The 20,030-nt window shown below is 43.6% G+C and carries 14 protein-coding genes; 3 read left to right on the top strand and 11 right to left on the bottom strand.

Features of this window, described 5'->3' with window-relative positions; translation table 11 throughout:
- Positions 1–158: 158 nt before the first annotated feature.
- The 4 genes from RMY31_RS06785 to RMY31_RS06770 all read right to left on the bottom strand — a co-directional run bounded on the left by RMY31_RS06785 (position 159) and on the right by RMY31_RS06770 (position 7,570).
- Complete coding sequence (locus tag RMY31_RS06785; RefSeq protein WP_322666672.1) at positions 159–3,707, bottom strand: NACHT domain-containing protein; 3,549 nt, start codon at positions 3,705–3,707, stop codon at positions 159–161.
- A 114-nt stretch (positions 3,708–3,821) separates the two neighbouring features.
- Positions 3,822–5,708, bottom strand: a complete 1,887-nt coding sequence (locus tag RMY31_RS06780; RefSeq protein ID WP_322666670.1) for an ABC transporter ATP-binding protein — start codon at positions 5,706–5,708, stop codon at positions 3,822–3,824.
- Between the two features lie 473 nt (positions 5,709–6,181).
- On the bottom strand, positions 6,182–6,382 hold the full coding sequence (locus tag RMY31_RS06775) for a hypothetical protein (protein WP_322666668.1): 201 nt from the start codon (positions 6,380–6,382) through the stop codon (positions 6,182–6,184).
- A 198-nt stretch (positions 6,383–6,580) separates the two neighbouring features.
- Positions 6,581–7,570 (bottom strand): zinc-dependent alcohol dehydrogenase family protein, encoded by a 990-nt coding sequence (locus RMY31_RS06770; protein ID WP_322666666.1) that lies wholly within the window; start codon positions 7,568–7,570, stop codon positions 6,581–6,583.
- A gap of 634 nt (positions 7,571–8,204) precedes the next feature.
- On the opposite strand from RMY31_RS06770, the gene RMY31_RS06765 reads away from it, so the two are divergent.
- The 3 genes from RMY31_RS06765 to RMY31_RS06755 are packed head-to-tail and all read left to right on the top strand — an operon-like array spanning position 8,205 to position 11,707.
- Positions 8,205–9,392 (top strand): Na/Pi symporter, encoded by a 1,188-nt coding sequence (locus tag RMY31_RS06765; protein ID WP_322666664.1) that lies wholly within the window; start codon positions 8,205–8,207, stop codon positions 9,390–9,392.
- Complete coding sequence (locus RMY31_RS06760; protein WP_409877519.1) at positions 9,393–9,542, top strand: hypothetical protein; 150 nt, start codon at positions 9,393–9,395, stop codon at positions 9,540–9,542.
- A gap of 59 nt (positions 9,543–9,601) precedes the next feature.
- Positions 9,602–11,707 (top strand): M3 family metallopeptidase, encoded by a 2,106-nt coding sequence (locus tag RMY31_RS06755; protein ID WP_322666662.1) that lies wholly within the window; start codon positions 9,602–9,604, stop codon positions 11,705–11,707.
- A gap of 372 nt (positions 11,708–12,079) precedes the next feature.
- Here RMY31_RS06755 and RMY31_RS06750 read toward each other — a convergent pair whose 3' ends face one another.
- The 7 genes from RMY31_RS06750 to RMY31_RS06720 form a co-directional block, all read right to left on the bottom strand.
- Positions 12,080–12,706, bottom strand: a complete 627-nt coding sequence (locus RMY31_RS06750; RefSeq protein ID WP_322666660.1) for a nucleotidyltransferase family protein — start codon at positions 12,704–12,706, stop codon at positions 12,080–12,082.
- A 57-nt stretch (positions 12,707–12,763) separates the two neighbouring features.
- A complete protein-coding gene (locus RMY31_RS06745) occupies positions 12,764–13,342 on the bottom strand; it encodes a Uma2 family endonuclease (protein WP_322666657.1) in 579 nt (192 codons plus the stop codon).
- An 8-nt stretch (positions 13,343–13,350) separates the two neighbouring features.
- The gene (locus RMY31_RS06740) at positions 13,351–14,511 is read right to left on the bottom strand and encodes an XdhC family protein (RefSeq protein ID WP_322666655.1); all 1,161 of its coding nucleotides are present in this window, start codon (positions 14,509–14,511) and stop codon (positions 13,351–13,353) included.
- A 78-nt stretch (positions 14,512–14,589) separates the two neighbouring features.
- The gene (locus RMY31_RS06735; protein WP_322666654.1) at positions 14,590–16,704 is read right to left on the bottom strand and encodes a xanthine dehydrogenase family protein molybdopterin-binding subunit; all 2,115 of its coding nucleotides are present in this window, start codon (positions 16,702–16,704) and stop codon (positions 14,590–14,592) included.
- Positions 16,701–17,696, bottom strand: coding sequence for a xanthine dehydrogenase family protein subunit M (locus tag RMY31_RS06730; RefSeq protein WP_322666652.1), 996 nt, complete (start codon positions 17,694–17,696; stop codon positions 16,701–16,703). The genes RMY31_RS06735 and RMY31_RS06730 overlap by 4 nt, the downstream gene beginning before the upstream one ends.
- Positions 17,693–18,409 (bottom strand): 2Fe-2S iron-sulfur cluster-binding protein, encoded by a 717-nt coding sequence (locus tag RMY31_RS06725; RefSeq protein WP_322666650.1) that lies wholly within the window; start codon positions 18,407–18,409, stop codon positions 17,693–17,695. Before RMY31_RS06725 ends, RMY31_RS06730 begins: the two co-directional genes overlap by 4 nt.
- 670 nt (positions 18,410–19,079) lie before the next feature.
- On the bottom strand, positions 19,080–19,958 hold the full coding sequence (locus RMY31_RS06720) for an IS982 family transposase (RefSeq protein WP_409877515.1): 879 nt from the start codon (positions 19,956–19,958) through the stop codon (positions 19,080–19,082).
- Between the last annotated feature and the right edge of the window lie 72 nt (positions 19,959–20,030).

Here is a 20,030-nt window from a genome sequence, read left to right as displayed (position 1 = left end):
GACAATTTGTATAGTGCGTAAGTCCTAGTACTCTTTGATTGCTTGCGATCGCTCTTAAGAAAAGATAGTGTAGTGAGGGCGATCGCTCCTAAGAAAAGATAGTGTAGTGCAAATTTGCAGTTTAGTAAACAAGCTGTGTGCAGCCATTATCAATCGCATTAAAGCTTAGGATACCAAAAACGCAATCTTCCCAGACGAAACAAGCTTTTGCTGATTAGATAATTCGATGATGTACTGCTAGTTTTAGCCTCAAGAATACCTTGTAGTGGATTTCGGGCTTCGCGATCGCGCTTTTGAGCAAGCCAGATAAGTAAACTACAGATTACTATTAATATTAGGAAAATAATTGCTATAACAAATAGCACATAAAGTGGAGTAAAAACTTGCAGTAAAGGTAAGTAAATTAAATATATTACTGCCGGAGACCAATAAGAAAATGGCAAAAATAAAATCGAACTTATCTCAAGACTTTTATTGCGAAAATCATTGATTAATACAAAAACATGAACAATTGATAGAATTGGAATTACAAGAATAATAATACAGAAAATATTATCGAATAATACATTCTGTTTTTTAAAAATTCTTGTGTTTAATTTATCATCATAAATATTATTATTAAATATCATAAATGCAACATTTTTACGCGATTCTTCTCGTGTTAACATCAAATAAAAACACCCTATTATTGGTATAGTTATAATCAATAAAAATCCATTATTCCAACTCAACAAAATAGATGATTGCAAAACAAAATTTCCTATCATGCCTAAAGCAATTATAGAGATTATTGCTAAAAGAGTTATAATTAATAGATAGTGCCAACTCTTATCAAATTTATATTTTATAGGTTGAAAGATATTGAGCCAGTCGCTGTATGTTGTCAAAGTTTGTGTGCTATCTGCTTTTAGCAAGCAATGGAGCAAATTACATTTCATATTAGATGTAAGACCAGCCCAAAGGTAACAGCTACGAGGACTTGCCTTTGTGGTTTTAAGAACTTCTTTTATAAACTGCGCTTGCACGTCAGATGATTGGGGTATCTGAGTGCTTGGTATCGTCAGTAAATTGGTTACTTCTTGGACTGCATGAAAACGGTAAAAACCGTTCTGAGACTTTATATTTTCGACTAATTGAGGTGCAGAATCATGAAATAGTTCATCTACTATTTCCACCAATTCTGGTGTAGGTTTTTCTTTTTTGAGTGCAGAAAGATTCATTTGCCCTATGAGTGGTATTGAACATAAAGGGATGACAAGTCGTGGATCTAATTCGGGTGGAGTTGTGGGAGCTACTTCAATTGGCGCTTTTTCCATCAAATAGGCTACCCTTCCAGCAATTAATGATACAGCCGAACTCGCAGACTCATCAAAAGGCTGCCAAATCCAATCAAGCTTATCTGCCCGTCTTTGCTCCTCAGTCAGTGAATAATTTCGCAATTCATCTTCTACATTGGGTTGATGTAGCAATGCTGCCAAGCGCCAAGCTGCTCTAGCTGCAATCCTGTCATCTTGTTTCCACAGCAAGGGTACAAGTGCTTTAGCAGCATCGGGCGTACCAATGGTAAGCAAGTCATCCATCGCTTCTGTAGAACCCGCAACTAAATACGCCAGTGCCGACACTGCTAAATCGCCCATACGTATCAGAGCTGTGCGTGCCTCTGGGCAATTACCATAGTTGTTTGCAAGCACTTGAGCTGCATCGGGTAGGTTAGTGAAAGATAGAGCATTAGCCGCAGCCAAACGACGGGCTGGCTCTTGACTCGTAGCCAATGTTTGCGTTAAAAACTCTAAAACTTCCTCACCACGGGGGCGTGAATCTGCCGCAACAGCACCAAAAGCCTCTTCCACAGCAGTTGTGTTGCTAACTGTGCCTAGTTGAACTTTAAAAGAATTGATGATTTGCGTGGCTAAAGCTTGGTCTACTTTCTGAGCATCTGCTAGACATTCAAAGGCAGTAATTTCATCTTCTATGTATATTTTCTGGAGCAAAGCTGTACTATCTCCAGCAATTCCGCACCAAAGTTTGACAGTCTCACGCCAAGCATCTTTGTCTGTTTGGAAACGATTAAATAAGTCGTCGGCTTTATCTATTAATTCAGCCGCTGCGAAAAATTCTTGTAAGGTCAGATGGGCAAACTGGTATTTATCACCACCATCAATTTCTAATAGTAAACCGCTACGTTCTACTATTTCTTTTAATAGTGGTAAAGCATCTTGGTCAGGCTGAAGATTTAATCCTGGTAGTATCTGTCTAACTTGCTCTAATACTGTTGTAAATTTGAGACTGCGGCGGTCTTGCTGTTGATAATTGGCGCTGTCTTGGTTGTAAAGTGCTAAGTGCTGAAGTACTAACCGCTTGTCTCGTGCTTGGTAACGATTGTGTTCTTGATGCCATTGGTCTAGCAGAATATCTGTGGATTTACGATAAAACTCTGCTCGTGAGTGAGGCAGCACAAAACGGGTATCAGTGTAGAGGTAAGCAACAATAGTTAGCATTAACGGATTGCGCGCTAATGCCATAATTCGCGGTCGGTCGTGCAACGTCTGCATTAGTTGCTCAATCGACTTGTCCGCTGGCATATCTCGCTTCCACGAACCCAAAAAGTGGCGAATTTGTCGATCGCTAAATTCTACAACTTCCAGCGTCCGATCTACTACCTCAGCAAATTCACCTCTGTAGACGGCTTTACGACAAGTAATAACGACACGGCATTTTGGATGCTGGTCTAATATATCCTTAATTTGCTGCACAACTCGCCAGCGATCGCTGCTATTGACTTCATCAAGCCCATCAAACAGCAACATGAGCGTGCCTTGCTTTAAGCTGTGATCGACAAAGTGTTCAGCATGGGGAAAGTTATCCCGCGCCAAAGCATCTACCAAAAGCTGTTCCAATGACTTTTGGGCATCGCTAAGTCGGTGGAGTTCTAACAAAACTAGTATGGGTTGTTCTGGTAGGTACAAACGAGCTTCAGCATAGCTAAGGGCAAGATGCTTGAGCAGCATGGATTTTCCAGAGCCAGGATCGCCTGTAACCATTAGTCTGGGATATTCATTCACAGCATGGTAGGCATCGATTTGTTCTGTGTTGCTTGCACCTTTGACCTTGAGCGGAACGTACACTTCACTGACTTTCAGGGGTCGATGCGGTCGAAAGGGGATATGTAATTCCTGATACTTATCAATTAGCCCTTTTTGATATTTTCGTAGAGCGATTCCACGAAACAATTTACTGCCTGCAAATCTGTTATAAATCCCAGTGCCTATGGCATTAAAAAAGTTCTTTACCCATTCCGTCACAACATCTCGGAAGATGAGTACCAGAAACAGGAAACCAGCTGCTACCCATCCCATTTTCGGGAGTAGTTGCTCCTGTAAACTCGATTCTTTTGCTTGTTTCTGCTTGGTATATTCCTCTTCATAAATTTTCGCTATTTCTGGAGCAGTTAGCCCGACTTTGTTATCCCGATACTGGTTGACAACAAACTCTGTTTTCAGGGGGCTGTCATTATCTACATGGCGTTGAGCGTATGCTTTAATTTCTGTAATAACTGCATCACGAGCAATTGGCTTAGGAGTTTGAGTATAAGTTGGCACTGCTGAGCCAAACAGCACTGTTAAGGTCAGAGCCAGAGCAAATATACTGACAAATAGTCGATTTCTTTGTCGCTGAAATCGTTTTTTCAAATAAAGTCTTTTACCCACGCCGAGTTAACCTCACTTGCTCTGCTGGATTGGTGAAGCTTGCTTAATGCTTATACATGCTTATATTGTTATTGATAATACTACTTTCAATTGCAGGCGCAAGTTAAAACAATATTACAACGAGCGTAATTGCCGATTTCGCACGCGTTCGGGGCTACCAGTAGGAATCGAAGCAATTAACTTTTGCGTGTATTCTTCTTTGGGTTCGCGGTAGATACTTTCGGCTGTGCCTTGTTCGACAATTTGACCGCGATTCATGACTAAAATGCGATCGCTCATAAATTTCACCACGCTTAAATCGTGGGAAATGAAGATATAGGTTAGCTGAAAATCGTCCTGCAATTCTTTCAGCAGATTCAGTACTTGCGCCTGTACCGAGACATCCAGCGCTGAAACCGATTCATCACAGATAATAAATTTGGGATTTAATGCCAAAGAACGAGCTATGCAAACCCGCTGGCGTTGTCCTCCAGAAAACTGATGCGGATAGCGGTTCATGGCATCTGCATTCAACCCCACCCGTTCTAGGAGTTCGGCTGCACGTTCTCGCCGTTGTCGTTTTGTCTTACCAACCGAGTGAATTAATAAAGGTTCCATCACTGCTTCCCCAATCTTCATCCGTGGGTCGAGGGAACTAAAGGGGTTTTGGAAGACAATTTGCATTTCCCGCCGCAGTTTTTGCAACGGTTCTCCTTTAAGCTTTGTAATATCTTGCCCATCAAAGATTATCTGACCGCTCATTGGTTCGATTAATCGCAGCAAAGTTCTACCGAGAGTGGTTTTGCCGCAACCAGATTCTCCCACTAACCCCAATGTTTCCCCTGGTTTGACATCAAAGGAAACGCCATTCACTGCCATGGTGTAGCGTTTAGTACCACCAAATACGCCCCGCACTGGGAAACCAACCTTGAGGTTCTTGATTTGCAATAGAGGTGGCTTTTCGCTAAGGTTTGCCCATCTTGCAGATATTTCCTCGGTTGTAACTTCCGAAGGTTGTTGCGGTTCTTTCTCTTGAATTACTAGCTGTCCCGCTGCCGTTTCTTCTGCACTCATGTAATCAGAAACGGTGAGTAGTTTGTGGGGACGGCGGTTGAGTGTGGGACGACAAGCTACCAAACCTTTAGTATATGGATGCTGGGGATTGGTAAAGATTTGCTCAGATGCACCGTATTCCACTACTTTGCCTCTGTACATCACCGCTACTTGGTCGGCAATTTCGGAAATCAGTCCCAAGTCGTGGGTGATGAAAATCAATGCCATATCACGGCTTTGCTGCAATTCCCTAAGCAACTCAATAATTGTTGCCTGTACCGTTACATCTAAGGCTGTGGTTGGTTCGTCAGCAATCAACAGTAATGGGTTACAGGAAATCGCCATGGCAATCATCACCCGTTGCAACTGACCCCCAGACAGTTGATGGGGGTAACGTTCTAGCATGGCTTCTTTGTGCTGCTTTACCAATTGTGCCAATCTTGGCTCATCTGGTTTAGATGAATTTGGGTCAGTTTGATGCCAGCTTTCGAGATACTGCTGTTGGATTAGTTCATCGCTGGGTAGAAGTTTAACCTCTTGCAGACCTGCGATCGCAATTCGTTGTGCTTCAGCAACTGACACATTCTGATGGCGCATAATCGCTTCAGTCAGCTGAAACCCGATAGTGTAAACCGGATTGAGCGAACTCATCGGTTCTTGAAAAATCATGGCGATATCGCCGCCTCGGTATAGCTGCATTTGCTCAGGAGGCAACTCTACCAAATTAATGGGATTAGAATTTGCTTGTGGGCGAAACCAGATTTCACCACCGCTAACTCTTCCCGGAGTCTGTAATAAACCCATTACAGCTAGTGATGTTACCGATTTACCACTTCCCGATTCTCCTACTATCCCTAGAGTCTCACCTCGATTTAGCTGAAAGGAAATACCATCTACCGCTTTCACGATGCTGCCATCACCGGAAAATTCAACTTGTAGATTGCGAACCTCTAGGATAGTTTCTCTCATAGGAGTTAGGTAGGAATATCACTGAAAATTATTTGGATTTTAACAGTAGTTTTGATGCTACGTAGGTAAATATAGCTTTTTTACCTTATAGAAGTGATTTTTCTAGATTTTTACACTGTGTCCTGCAATTGCGATCGCAATAAGCACAACTGATAACCTATAACTATAACGGATGTAGACGATGCAGCATCAGTTTTGTTCAAAAAACTCGCTTTCAAAGTGCTGAGTTAAAAGGCAGGAGGCAGGAGGCAGAAGGCAGGAGGCAGAATAATTTCTTTTGGGAATTCTCAGTTTTGTACCTCATTTATTAGTTGCAAACTGCTGTATCTCCCTGTATTTCCCCTGCTCCTTTGTCTTCCTCTCATTTATCCATCTCAAAGACTCGTTCATTTTCCTCAGAGCTTCGCTCGCTAACCTCAGAGCTTCATTCACTAACCTCAGAGCTTCATTCACTAACCTCAAAGCTTTATTCGCTAACCTCTCAAAGCTTTATTCGCTAACCTCACAGCTTCATTCACTAATCTCACAGCTTCATTCACTAACCTCAAAGCTTTATTCGCTAACCTCAGAACTTCACTCGCTAATCTCAAAGCTTCATTCACCAACCTTAGAACTTCACTCGCTAAACTCACAGCTTCATTCACTAACCTTAGAACTTCACTCGCTAACTTCACAGCTTTAAACTCTAGTTCTTCCCTGTCCCTTCAATACTTCTCGGTTAAAGCAAAAAGGGAAAAGCCGAAGGAATTAAATTCATCGCTTATATCAAGTCCGGATAATTAGTTATGATTCCGGAATCTATGCAGATGAGCAACGAAAACCCCTCCCCTCTGCTCCTCTGCCCCCCCTGCCCCCCTGCCCTCTGCTTCCTACTAGTCCACAACCAAAACAGCCGTTCCAGTAATTTTGCCACTGCGAAGAGCATCAAGAGCCTCATTTGCTTGAGTTAGCGGGAAAGGATTCACCTCGGTACGGATGGGAACTTTGGGGGCTAGAGTCAGAAACTCTTGTCCATCTTGACGAGTGAGATTAGCCACAGACCGCAATACCCTTTCTTCCCAAAGAATATCGTAGGGAAAAGAGGGAATATCGCTCATGTGAATGCCAGCACAAACTACTACACCGCCTTTGGCGACTGCACGCAAAGCAGCAGGTACTAATTTACCTACAGGAGCAAAAATAATCGCCGCATCTAAGGGTTCTGGAGGTAATTTGTCTGAGTCACCCGCCCAAGTTGCACCTAGTTTACGGGCAAACTCTTGTCCTTCAATATCGCCAGAACGGGTAAAAGCAAAGACTTGACGACCTTGATAACAAGCTAATTGAATCAACATGTGAGCCGCTGAACCAAAGCCATAAAAACCAAGTTTTTCAGCATCGCCAGTCATTCTGTAAGCGCGATAGCCAATTAAGCCACCACATAATAGAGGTGCAGCTTGCAAATCAGGAAAACTGGGATCTAAAGGAAAGCAAAAGCGATAATCGGCGACGGTGTATTCTGCATAGCCGCCATCAAGGTTGTATCCTGTAAACTCAGCATAATCGCAAAGATTTTCACGACCAGAGAGACAGTAACGACAGCGATCGCCGCAAGTATAACCCAGCCAAGGAACACCAACTCGTTGACCGATATTAAATTTATCAACGCTTTCACCTACAGCCTCGATAGTACCGACAATTTGATGCCCAGGTATCAAAGGTAATTTTGGGTGCGTCAATTCCCCATCAACTATATGTAAATCTGTACGGCAGACAGCGCAAGCATGAACGCGAATCAACACTTGCTCGGGATTGGGTTTTGGCACTGGCAACTCAGCTAACCGTAGAGGTTGACGCGGTGCCTCCAAAATCATTGCACGCATAAGCAATGGGGAATGAGGATACAGATATTTTCATTCTGCATTGTGAACGCAGTTCATGGCTATCTTTTGCAAAAATAGATTTCTCTATTCAAAAAGTTGCAATTCCGGAATTCTCTAAATTCTAACTCCTGGAACAACACAAACCAGGTGTAATTTATAACAAAAACAAGTAATTTTATAGACTGATAACTATTAAAACGCTCGTTTAGGATAATTATCTTTGTAAACTTGGCAAAAACAATTTAATTCCTGTTAACGTTTATTCTATTTGTGAATAAAATTATTGTTTGTTTAACTTGAGTTTAAGCATTAATTAAGTTAAAAAATATCACTATCAATCTCTTTCTAAAGGTGCAAGTAAGTTAACTATTCAGCAGGGAAAATTTATACTATCTACTCATTAAACAAAATATGATTGTATTTTAAACAAGATACGAAACCTATAGTCTATGGCTATAAATTAGGTGTTCAAACCTAATTATTTTGTTTATCAACCAAGATACTAAGTTTATTTTTTAAGAATAAAAACTGCTGATTAATTCAGAGTTTTACAAGTTTCAAATCAAAAACTAGTAGTGTTGAGTAAAATATGTTGTCAAATAAATTTAATAACAAAATACTCAGATCCCTAATTATGAGTATTCTAATTTTAACTATTGTGATAGCTCCTTCGGTAATAGAAAATGAATTACATTTTGGTGAGACAGCATCTTTAGTTGTTGCACAAAAAACACAACAGAGAAATAGTAACAAGACTGAAAATCCTGCGTCATCTCAAGGAGAAGAAAAAGGTGAGAATACTGATGAAAATAAAAGCAAAGAAGAAAGAAAGCTAAATATTTTCAAAATCGTCACGGGAGCGCTAGCGGGACTCGTGCTGTTTTTGTATGGTGTAACGCGAATGGCTGAGGGACTAGAAGCGATCGCAGGCGATCGCGCTAGAGAACTAATTAGTAAATTCACCACTAATCGCTATGCTGGAGTGGCTACAGGTACGGTAGCAACAACAATATTAGATTCTTCAAGTGTCACAATCATCATTGTCATTGCCATGGTTAGCGCTGGATTGCTGACATTTGTGGAATCTCTTGGTGTAGTTTTAGGTGCTAATATCGGTACGACTATCGGCGCTCAAATCATTGCTTTCAAAATTAACGAGTATGCCCCAATAGCAATGTTCGTTGGCTTTTTGTTAACTTTTTTAGGTAAAACAGACCGCTGGAAAAAAATCGGTTTGGTTGTGTTGGGGCTAGGCTTACTCTTCTTTGGTCTTGACACGATTGAAGATGCAATGGAACCTTTTAAAGATTACCAACCTTTTATTACATGGATGGAGAGGTTGGGAGAAAACACATTATTAGGTGCTTTAGTTGGGGCGCTATTTACAGTCTTAATTCAATCCTCCTCAGCCACGGTTGCCGTTGTTGTGACTTTGGCTAGCCAAGGATTGGTTTCATTACCCGCAGGTATCGCCCTAGTGCTGGGCGCTGAAGTTGGCACTTGCGCTGATACACTGGTGGCTACCATTGGGCGCGATCGCCCAGCAGTACGGACAGGTGTCTTTCACTTACTATTTAATATCGTTTGTGCCATTGTCGGGATTTTCTTTGCCAGTCAATTGGCAGCAATTGCCCAATGGGTGACTCAGTTAGTGGGAACAGGGGATAATGTTGCTCGGCAGATTGCTAATGCACAGTTGATATTTAACCTAGCGGGTGTGGCCTTAGTAATCGGATTTTTACCGTTAATTGCCCGTGCATTGGAACGGCTAATCCCCGATAGAAAAAACCAAAATCGGGAAGCTGAAGCGGTAAAAAATTAATTGAGCAAGCAGTATTCAATTAGCTTACTTTATTTCCAACAGGGCGGGATGCACTACCTCGCCTTGTTGATTATTTGCGTAATAATTTTAGTTTTTCCTGTAATTTCGGCATTCTGGCAAAGCGAAAAAGCGCTGCGATCGCTACATTAGAAGAATACATAAATAAAAATCATCGTTCACCCAGATTCATCTGTAATTCAAACGAAACCATGAGTGCAGTCACTATTTCTCATAATCCCTTGCTCAAAGGTTCTGGCTTACCTCCCTTCACAGAGATTCAACCAGAGCAAGTAGTACCAGCTTTTAATCAGTTATTGGAGGAACTTGACCAACAGCTTACCACCTTGGAGGCTAATTTACAGCCAACTTGGAGCGGTTTAGTAGAGCCTCTAGAAAAGCTGACGGAACGGCTGAACTGGAGTTGGGGCATAGTGAACCATTTAATGGGTGTGAAGAATAGCCCTGAACTGCGCGAAGCTTTTGAAACCGTCCAGCCACAAGTGGTGCAGTTCGTCAACAAGCTCGGTCAAAGCCAACCCATTTACAATGCTTTTAAGCAACTCCGTGCCAGCGATAACTGGACAAGCTTAGAATCAGCCCAGCAGCGGATTGTCGAAGCTGCCATTCGAGATGCAGAACTTTCTGGTGTTGGCTTACAAGGAGAAGCGCGAGAGCGTTATAACGCCATTCAGATGGAGTTAGCAGAACTTTCTACCAAATTTTCTAACCACACACTGGATGCCACAAAAGCCTTTAGCTTAACCTTGACAACCAAAGAAGAAATCGACGGCTTACCCAATAGTTTACTCAGTTTAGCAGCACAAGCTGCTCGGGCTGCTGGAGAAGAAAACGCCACACCAGAAAACGGCCCTTGGCGCATTACCTTAGACTTCCCTAGCTATGGCCCTTTCATGCAGCACAGCACCCGCCGCGATTTGCGTGAAAAGCTTTATAAAGCTTATATTACTCGTGCTGCATCTGGCGATCTAGATAATAATCCGCTAATTGAACGCATTTTACAGTTGCGGCAAGAACTCTCAGATTTACTCGGCTTTCAGAATTTTGCTGAGTTGAGCCTAGCTAGTAAAATGGCTCCCAATGTTGAGGCAGTTGAGGCACTTTTAGAAGAACTACGTAGCGCCAGTTATGATGCTGCTGTCAAAGACTTAGATGCACTCAAAGCTTTCGCCGCCTCCAAGGGAGCAGCAGAAGCACAGGATTTACAACACTGGGATATCAGCTTTTGGGCAGAACGCCAACGAGAAGAAAAATTTGCTTTCACTGCGGAAGAATTACGTCCTTACTTTCCCCTCCCCCAAGTCTTAGATGGTTTATTCGGACTTGTAAAACGGCTGTTTGGTGTCACCGTCACACCTGCTGATGGCCAAGCCCCAATTTGGCATGAAGATGTTCGTTATTTCCAAATTGCTGATGAAACAGGTTCTTCCATCGCTTACTTCTACTTAGATCCCTACAGCCGTCCCGCTGAAAAGCGCGGTGGTGCTTGGATGGATACATGCATTACTCGAGGCAAAATCGCTGAAAACGGTGTGAGTGCTATTCGCTTACCTGTGGCATATTTGGTGTGTAACCAAACTCCTCCAGTCGATGGCAAACCAAGTTTAATGACTTTCGATGAAGTCGAGACTTTGTTCCATGAATTTGGTCATGGCTTGCATCACATGTTAACCAAGGTGGACTACACCGGAGCCGCAGGCATTAACAACGTGGAGTGGGATGCTGTAGAACTGCCCAGTCAGTTCATGGAAAACTGGTGTTATGAGCGACCCACTTTGTTTGGCATGGCAAAACATTACGAAACTGGCGAACCTTTACCAGAGCATTATTACCAAAAACTCTTGGCAGCTCGCAATTATATGAGCGGTAGTGCGACATTGCGGCAAATCCACTTCAGTAGTGTTGATATGGAACTACACTATCGCTATCACCCAGGCAGCAATGAAACTGCCGCAGATGTACGCCATCGGCTTGCCAAGACTACTACTGTTTTGCCACCGCTACCAGAAGATTCTTTCTTGTGCGCTTTCGGACACATTTTTGCAGGTGGTTATGCCGCAGGATACTACAGTTACAAGTGGGCTGAAGTATTGAGTGCTGATGCTTTTGCTGCTTTTGAAGAAGCTGGGTTAGAAAATGAAGAAGCCATAAAAGCCACAGGTAAACGCTACCGGGATACAGTGCTGGCTCTCGGTGGTAGCAAGCATCCAATGGAGGTATTCCAATCTTTCCGGGGACGCGAACCGAGTACAGTTTCTTTGCTCAAGCATAATGGCTTATTAGCGATCGCATCTTAAAATAACAACACCTCGATTAGTGAGTTGGTTTGAAATGGCTTTGATGCTAACGAGGTGTTGTAGCGACAAAAAACATTGTTAATGCAGGTCGATACATTAACAATGTAAGCCAATACATTAATAATGCAGGTCGATACATTAACAATGTAAGCCAATACATTAATAATGCAGGTCGATGCATTAACAATGTAAGCCGATACATTAACAATGCAAACCAATGCATTAACAATGCAGGACTTAGCGTTTATATTCATGTCCGACTTAATAAACCCTAAGATGCACTAATTGGCAAGTAGTGCCAAACGTCTCCATCAGAATTGCCTAGAGCTTACAGCATCAATTCCTTTGACAAAAGCGTTAGGCAAAAGCCGCTTATATAGTTGCTTGCAGTTGCTCGTAGTCTTTTGGTGTATCAATATCAACTGCACCTAATGGGAATGGCACGCAAAATACTTCGTTGAGGTGTCTGTTAATCAAATGTTTTGCGCCAACGGTTTCTCCCAAGGCTGCTAGTTCTGAGAAAAATATGTGGCTGAACAAAGCAGGTACGCCTAATGTTTCTGCATATTGGGAGGCTACGATCGCTTTTCCTGATGAATGATATGCTTCAACCAGGAGATTGATAATTTCAGAAGATAGAAATGGTTGGTCGCAAACAGCAATAACTACTGCATCTACGCTTTTAGAATAAGTTGAAAGCGATAGAATTCCGCTACGAATGGAAGCGCTCATTCCTAAATTCCATTGTGGATTTTCGACCACCTGCACAGAAGGCTGTGTAACTTCAGAACGTATATGTTGGGCATTTGCTCCCAAAACAACTATTACAGGTTTGCATACTGAAGCGATCGCACTTTCAATTGTATGGTGAAGTAAGCTACCTCCCTGGTAAGGCAACAGTTGTTTAGGTGTACCCATACGAGTTGATGCACCTGCTGCCAGAATAATGATGGCAACATTTGATTCAGCCGTTTCTACTTGGAGATTAGCGATCGTCATTTTTACAACAAGGTAAAGTATGAGAAACTACCTATATCAAAGCTTTTTCTAAGTCTCTTATCCGAAAATTGGTTGTAGTTTTAAAATAAAACCAGGAAGAACATCTTCGCCAGATAAACTTGTGGGAGATTGTAAAACTTCAGGCGCTTGATTATGACGATAAATTATTACTTGTTGCTCTTTAGGATTAATTAACCAACCAAGTTGTAAGCCATTTGCCAAGTATTCCTGCATCTTGGCTTGAGTATCTTCCACATCATCAGTTTCAGAAACCAATTCCACTGCAAAATCTGGACACAAGGGGAGATATTTTTTTCTTTGTTCTGCCGTGAGAGCATCCCACCGTTCCATCTTCACCCAAGAAGCATCAGGAGAACGAGTTGCACCATTGGGGAGTTTAAAACCAGTAGAAGAATTAAAAGCTTTACCTAAATTATTTTGACTATTCCAAAACCATAGTTGACCTAATAAATCAAAATTCCGATTACCAGTTTCTCCCCCAGCGGGTGACATGATTACCAATTCTCCCTCAGCAGTTAATTCCAATCGCAAGTCTTTATTAACAGCAACAATCTGTTCAAATTCCTCATCCGTCAATTTGAGATTAGGAGGTAATTGTAAAGTTAAAGCAGTCATAAACTCCTTCACGAATTACTAATTACTAATTGGGTTTCCTTGACTTCATTCCGTTGGTGAATTGGTAAGGAACGGTCTTTTAAAAACCCACCACGACGGTTTGACAGCACAGCTTGTATCTCAGCGATGATGGATAAAGCTATTGCTTCAGATGTATCTGCTCCAATGTCAATTCCCACCGGACCATGCAACCTTTGTAGCTGTTCAGTAGTGTAATCTACTCCTTCTGCATGTAAATCTTGCAGTAATCTTTCTGTGCGATGTTTCGGTCCCAAAAAACCCAGGTAGCGTGCAGAAGATCGCATGAGCATTTTGAGGATTTCTAAATCATCTAGGTAATTATGAGTCATCACTACAGCAATAGTGCGTGTATCCACTGCTATTTGTTTGTGTACAATCTCTCTACGGGTGAGAATTACCTCATCAGCTATTGAAAAACGCTCTCTAGTTGCCTCACTAGCTCGACAATCGACAATGGTGACGTGCCAGCCCAAAGCTTTGGCAAACTGAGCTGTCGGTACAGCGTCATGACCTGCACCAAAAATTATCAGGCGTGTGAGCGGGTGGATAACTTCAATAAAGACATCAACGCTACCTGATATCAGTTGGTATTTATTGACACTTGAATGTTGAATTTGAAGGGCGATTTGAGCGTCTTTAGTAAGGAAATCAGTCAAATAAGATTCTTTAATGTCAGTCGTTACACGACCTTCTGGATTTAGCATTAAACGTGCCCCAACCTGAATGTTAACCTTACCCTCTACACCAAAAACAGTTGCAATAATACCGAGTTGCTGGTTGCAGAAACATTGCTTAATGAAAGCCATGGGGTTAAGTGGATTATCATCTAGACGTTCAATCAGGACTTGCACTACACCGTTACAGCCAAGTCCAAACCCCCAGACAATATCTTCATCGGCAGTAGTGTCGTATGTGACAACTATCGTTTGTCCATCTGGCATTGATATGCGAGTATGCTCAAATACATCTTTTTCTAAGCAACCACCGCTGATCGTTCCTACCGTTCGACCAGCTTCTGTCATCAACATTCGGGCACCTGGTTGGCGATAGGTAGAGCCTCGAACATTAACAACAGTAGCAAGATACAATGTTTCAGCATTGTGCTGACTTTCTGAAAATGCTTCTAAAATAGCCTGTAGCTCGTTCATTTTATGAGATTGGTGATTGGGGCGGGCATCAGATTTAGTTATATTTTCCTTGCTCCTCTGCCCCTCCGCATCCTGCCTTTAGATCAACTTGTCAGGTGTAATGGGTAGATCGCGGATGCGCTTACCTGTGGCATGGTAAACTGCATTGGCGATCGCAGCTGAAACACCTGTGATGCCAATCTCACCTACACCTCTTGCACCTCCTGGATTGAAGTTAAGGTCGGGTTCGCCAACGAAGGCTACCTCAATTCTAGGAGTGTCGGCGTGGGCTGGAAAATGATAGGTGGCAAGGTCATAAACCACAGGATAACCAATGTTTGGATCGAGGTGGCACTCTTCCATTAAAGCTTGCCCGATACCCATGATTACGCCACCACGCACTTGACTTGCTGCTGTCTTAGAGTTGATGACTCGCCCGATATCCATCACTGACACCCAGCGCGTCACTCGCAAACGTCCGATTTCTTCATCGACGCTGACTTCGCAAAAATGTGCGCCCCAAGACTGGAATGCCCATTTCTTAGCTTCATCACCAGGGGCAGAAGATGCTATGGCTTCAAAAGCTGCTCGTTTGGACTGACGCAGAGTTGCAAAAGCCTCCTGTGCAGTCTTCGCGTTCGCAGTTTTCAAGACTTGCTGACAAGCTGACATCACCGCCGGGACGAGGGATGCTGTCATCTGAGAACCACCCGCCAAGCCGCCATCCGGTAGCAAAGAGTCGCCCAACTCGACCCGTACCTGTTCGACAGGTAGCCCCAATGCCTCTGCTGCTGTCACCGCCACAACGGTATATGCGCCAGTGCCCATGTCATTCCCCGCAGTGAGAAGATGGGCAGTACCGTCTGGGAGCAACCTTACTTTCACAGATGCTTTAGTCCGCAAGCCTGGGAAGGTTGATGCCGCCATTCCCCAACCAACGAGCTTACCGTCGCGAGTCAAAGAACGCGGCTGTTTTGGTCTGTCTTTCCAATCAAATTGCTCTGCACCAACCCGCAAACAGTCAGCAAAATGCTTGGCTGAGAATGGCTTACCCTGGCGCTGGTGTTCTTTAGTTTCGTTCTTGAGGCGCAGTTCCACTGGGTCAATCTTCAGCATCCAGGCTAGTTCATCCATGGCCGATTCCATCGCCCACAGACCGGGATTCTCTCCCGGTCCGCGCATGAATGTTGGTGTACCGATGTTCAGCACTGCTAGTTCCTGCTTGAGTTGTAGATTCGGCGCAGTGTACATTACTGGTGTGATGCCCGTACAGGGTTCTGTGAACACATCCACTGGTGAGGTGTATGATTTTACTTCGTGAGCGATCGCAGTTAAACTACCATCAGCGGTTGCTCCTAAACGAATGGTTTGCTCGGTTTCGGAGCGATGTCCGGCGTTGGCTGTCATTTGTCGGCGGCTGAGGACGACTTTCAGAGGACGCTGAACTTGGCGGGCAGCCGCAGCACAGAGAATACCATGGGGCCAGGGGAAAGCTTTTGAGCCGAAAGCTCCTCCTAAAAAGGGTGTGACGACCCGCACCCGCTCAGATGGCAGTCCGAAGAGGTCTGCATAGGTGCGTTGGCTTCCCAATACCCACTGGGACGGTTCATAAATAGTGAGTGAGTTGGCATCTTGCCAGTGGGCTATGGTGGCATGGGGTTCCATCGGCGCGTGCATTTCGGTGGATGTCTTATAGGTGGCTGTAAGTTTTGTTGTTGCACTCGCCAACCCTGCTGCAAAATTCCCCTTTTCAAACTTTAGCTCTTCACCAAACTGGGGTGGAGGCTCTTTAAAGGAGGCTTTTGTAACTTCTACAAGTGGCTTTTGGGTTGCGTATTCCACCTTGACCAAATGCGCTGCATCACGCGCCCGCTCGAAGGTGTCTGCCACTACCAAGCCGATAATTTGCCCTGCATAGTGAATTTTGTCATCCGACAACGGTAGACGAGCCTCGTAGATTTTCGAGGTCATAAAATCGTTGGTTGGCATAAACATCTTGGGCGCGTTTTCGTGCGTAAAAACAGCTATTACCCCGGATGCCTTTTTGGCTGCACTGATGTCGATGCTTTTTATTTGCCCATTGGCAATGCTAGAGGTGACAAGATAACCGTGAACAAGACCCGGAATTTGATGTTCTGCGGCGTAGGTTGCCGTGCCCATAACCTTTGCTCGTCCATCTTTGCGGCTGACAGCAGTCCCAACTACTTTATTCATACTACCCCTCCTCCTTTGGCTGAAACCGCTAGTGCGCGGCGAATTGCCCGCTTGGCCAATTCAACTTTGAAACTGTTGTGAGTTAATGGCTTGGCTGCTTGCAAGGCAATTTCTGCTGCCTGTTGAAACGTTGCAGCATTGGCAGGCTTGCCAATTAAAAACTTTTCTGCTTCCGTTGGTCGCCAAGGTTTGTGGGCTACACCACCCATTGCCAAACGCACATCTTTAATTTGCTCGCCTGCCAACTCAACGGCAGCCGCTACAGAAATTAATGCAAAGGCATAGGAAGCGCGATCGCGTAACTTTAAATAAACGCCCGATTTAGCAAACGGCACTGGCGGTAAAATCACAGAGGTAATCAACTCACCTGGCTCTAAGTTTGTGTCTCGCTGGGGTGTGTTTCCTGGTAGTCGGTGAAAGTCTGTGAATGGTATCTGCCGCTTACCCTTGGGGCCTTCCACCACAACGATTGCATCTAGAGCTGCTAGAGAAACACACATATCCGAGGGGTGAACTGCTACACACTGGTCGCTGACCCCAAGGATAGCATGGCTGCGGTTAATGCCAGTTGCTGCCGGACAGCCACTTCCTGGTTGGCGTTTGTTACAAGGGAAAGCGGTATCGTAGTAGTAGGGACAGCGAGTGCGTTGCAGTAGGTTACCGCCGACAGTCGCCATATTACGAATTTGCTGAGACGCACCGGCAAGAATTGCACGCGAGATGATTGGATAATCGCGGCGAACATCAGGATGGTCTGCCAACGCTGTATTGCTTACTAGTGCCCCAATGCTCAGACCACCCCCAGGTGTCCGTTCGATGCGCTTCATCTCTAATCGAGAGATATCAATCAGTTGCGATGGCTCATCCAGGAAAACTTTGAGACGGTCAACCAGATTTGTACCACCCGCAATCAACATGGCATTTTTGTCATTTGTTACCCGTTGAACAGCATCTTTCACTGAGGCGGCGCGGACGTAAGTGAAGTTGTTCATACGGTTGCCTCTTGGGGTTCAGTGACCATCACAGTTGCAGCTGGAGAGGGTGGTTTTTGTCCGGCTACCTGCTGTACTGCTGCAACAATACCGTTATAAGCGCTGCATCGACACAGATTGCCACTGAGCCGCTCTTTGATTTCTGCCTCGGAGAGTTCGGCTAGCTGTGGAGGACGAGCTAGATTCGGTGTGACAACGCTAGCACAGCCTCGTTTGACTTCATCGAGTAGGGCAACAGAAGCACAAATCTGTCCTGGGGTACAATAGCCGCACTGGAAGCCATCATTATCTATAAATGCTGCTTGCATCGGATGGAGAGTATCGCCCTTTGCCAGCCCTTCAACAGTAACAATTTGCTTGCCCTCCTGCATTACTGCCAGAGTTAAGCAGGAATAAACTCGCTGACCATCGATTAAAACAGTACAAGCCCCGCACTGCCCATGATCGCATCCTTTTTTACTGCCTACTAGTCCCAAGCGATCGCGCAGGGCATCTAAGAGTGTGACACGCGGCTCAAGGTCGAGAGTTTGCTGCTCGCCGTTAACAGTAAGTTTCACGTTGACCTCACCTTTGTTACTTTGGGTAGTTTCCTTAGCTATAGCTGCGCGATCGAGTAATGAAGGAGCAGCCATAGCAGTTCCGGCAGCAGTCAGGGCTTGTCCCAAAAAACCGCGTCGGGATGTTTTTTGCACCCTTTTTTTCTTGTCTTCCATGATTCGTACTTCTCAATTAAAAAATGCGGTAATCCTGAAAACTTAGGGATATGCGTAGCTATTTAATATTGTGTACATAAGACCTCTTGCGAAAAAAGTTTTGAGATCGGACGTGCAGCCAAAAATTTTTCAAGCAAAAGCAGCTTTGTAAAATTCCTAGTTTTAAAGCCCAGCAATCAAATGGCAGAGCAATCCAAAACGCTTTTTAAGGTTGCGATTTGGCTAGCAGAGAATGCGAAATATCTTCAATTAACAATAAATTTCAACGTTAGTTTCGTAAATCTAACTGTTGATAGTATTTTTTTGAGTAAAAAAATGCTATGTTAAATAAATCAAATTTAAACTTAGTGAAGTGCAAATTCCTACCCTTCAGCTTCTGTAAAGCAGTACAGCACTAGTTTCATCGCAACGTACTGACCATTAATGACTGTCAATGATTAAAACAAAATATTTACAACTCACAATAATTCGTAATTGATAATGATGCTCGATAGCAAAGCGTTAGCGACGTAGGAGCGTCTGACTCGCTACCGCTACGCTAACGTAATTTGTAATTAATACCCCACACATAAAGGTGAGGGCTTGATTATTGAACAAATTTAAAAAAAATAAGGGTCTTGTACCCTCAATAAATTAGTAATTAGTAATTCTTAATTAACCTGAGTTCGGGTTAAAGATAAGAAGGTAAAAGCCACTCCAGTTGAAGGCTAGGTTTCTTAGGTTGATGAGAATAAGCGATTAATCCGCACAAAACGTTAACACAAAAATTAACTGGGCTTCGATGTCTGGAATGTTCAATCTGAGAAATGTTTTTGAGTTGGTCGTTAATAGTTTCAATAATGGAGCGTTTACGGGACAAAAGCTTGTCATGAAGACGCATGAGCTTATTTTTCATGTTGCGACGAGGTTTGGCGAAAAACTGAATGCCGAAGTCAGCTAAAAGTTGAGCAGCCAGTTTCTGGGAGACATAACCTCTATCAGCAAAGATTTTGCCAAACAGGCCACTCAGTAAATCACCTACTGGCTGACGGTCATCAACATTACCGGGAGTCAGAGTCGCATTTAAGAGTTGACCAAATTCATTGACGACAAGATGCAACTTGAAACCAAAAAACCAATCCACAGAAGTCTTGCCACGAGAAGCTAAATTTTTAAACACCCGATTGCGCGAAATACGACGATTATGGCAGACTTTCAGGCTCGTTGAATCGATAAAACCGATACCTGTACAAGTTCCAAAACAATGCTTCAGATAGACGCACAAAGGTATCAAGGTCGATGGTATCCATTCAATAAATCTTTGATAACTCGGAAGACCTGGAAACGCATCACTCCAGTGTCGTTTGACTTGATTCAAGTAAAAATACTTAAAATTTCGGTAGTGATTCTGATGAAATGCAATCAGTATCGTCATGATCTCGCTCAAACATAGACTTTTTGCCCGATTACGTTTTATCCCTCCATGACTTAATAGCTTTTTGTACCATTGGGTTTCAAATGCTTTACAGAAATCATCTACATGGCAAAACAAAGCATCTAAACTGAACATAGGGCAGGTTGCTGGATTTAACGCTATTTTCAGCTTACTACCTGTCTCTTTCCTTATCCCGAACTCAGGTTA

Origin of the sequence: Dendronalium sp. ChiSLP03b, from assembly GCF_034531165.2 — a bacterium.
In the GTDB taxonomy this organism is placed as follows: Bacteria; Cyanobacteriota; Cyanobacteriia; order Cyanobacteriales; family Nostocaceae; genus Dendronalium; species Dendronalium minutum.
The sequence above is the reverse complement of the archived record's forward strand: the minus strand, read 5'-3'. Positions and strand labels throughout refer to the sequence as shown.